At 34.0% G+C, this 1,545-nt stretch carries 2 protein-coding genes; both read left to right on the top strand.

The window, feature by feature from the left end; all coding sequences use genetic code 11:
* On the top strand, positions 1 to 190 hold a 190-nt coding region (locus RMN92_RS08315; RefSeq protein WP_309609006.1), incomplete at its 5' end, for a hypothetical protein.
* A gap of 121 nt (positions 191 to 311) precedes the next feature.
* Positions 312 to 1,545, top strand: a 1,234-nt coding sequence (locus RMN92_RS08310; protein WP_309609005.1) for an aldehyde dehydrogenase family protein, incomplete at its 3' end; no start/stop codon positions are given.

Raw genomic sequence — 1,545 nt, 5'->3', positions numbered from 1 at the left:
GCCAGAAATGTATAATTTGGTGGTCAATACCAATTCTGAATTGGCTACTTCCATTTTGAATAATAAAGATAAATCTGCTCAAGAAAATTTGGTGAAACAAGCTTTGGATTTGGCAAAATTATCTCAAAATTTATTGAAAGGTGAAGAATTGACTGCCTTTGTAAAAAGAAGTTTTGAGTTGATTAAATAGGGTTAAGATAATTGACAAATAGATGATAGACCTGTGAGTGAAAACTCGCAGGTTTTTTTTGTTTAACAAATGTTATTATTATTTTCCTTGAAGAATGTTTACTTTTATAAAAAACTACACCATGAATAAAATTCCCGAAAATTTCAAAATAAAAAGTCCATTAATCCAAGATACATATCTCATAAATGGATCATTGAGAAAATGGACTGGAAAAACAACGCCAATATATTCAACTATTTCGAGTTCAGAAATTTACGAACCTACATTTTTAGGATCAACTCCTGCCATGGGCGAAAAAGAAGCGCTAGAAGCATTGGACTCTTGTTCAAATGCGTACAACAACGGACAGGGTTCTTGGCCAACCATGAAAGTGATTGACAGAATAAAGTGCATGCAGCAATTTGTTCTAGAAATGAAAAAAACCCGAAATGAAGTAGTGAAACTTTTAATGTGGGAAATTGGAAAATCACTAGCAGATTCTGAAAAAGAATTTGACAGAACAGTAGAATATATTAATGATACTATAGAAGATTATAAAAAATTGGATAGAGATTCTGCCCGTTTTACCAAAAATCAAGGCGTGAATGCCATGGTTCGTCGTGGTCCTCTGGGAGTCGTATTATGTCTAGGTCCTTACAATTATCCGCTTAACGAAACTTTTACATTATTAATTCCTGCAATTATTATGGGAAATACGGTGATTTTTAAACCTGCAAAACTGGGCGTTTTATTAATATCGCCATTGCTAGAGGCATTTCAGAAAAGTTTTCCAAAAGGTGTTATCAATATAGTTTACGGTCGCGGACGCGAAGTTGCCACACCAATAATGCAATCTGGAAAAATAGCTATTTTAGCTTTAATTGGAAATAGTAAAGCCGCTGTTGCCTTGCAAGACCAAAGTCCCAACAAAAACAGATTGCGTTTAATTTTAGGACTCGAAGCCAAAAATCCAGCCATCATTCTTCCAGATGCCGATTTAGATTTAACAATTCAAGAGTGTATTTCAGGAAGTTTGTCATTTAACGGTCAAAGGTGTACAGCCCTAAAAATATTATATGTTCATGAGTCCATTGCGGACGAATTTAATAAACGATTTATTGCAAAAGTTGACGCGCTTGTTTACGGAAACCCTTGGGATGAATCTGTATTTTTAACTCCGTTGCCAGAAAAAGAGAAGCCCGAATATTTGCAAGAATTAATTGATGATTCCATTCTACATGGTGCTAAAATTATTAACGAAAAAGGTGGTAAACGTTTGGATAATTATATTTTTCCAGCAGTATTATATCCCGTAAATAAAAAAATGCGAATTTATAGCGAAGAGCAATTTGGTCCATTGGTACCCATTATTACTT

Origin of the sequence: Flavobacterium sp. (genome assembly GCF_031363805.1) — a bacterium.
Lineage (GTDB): Bacteria > Bacteroidota > Bacteroidia > Flavobacteriales > Flavobacteriaceae > Flavobacterium.
Note: the sequence above shows the minus strand (reverse complement) of the source record. Positions and strands in the feature narration are given on the sequence as shown.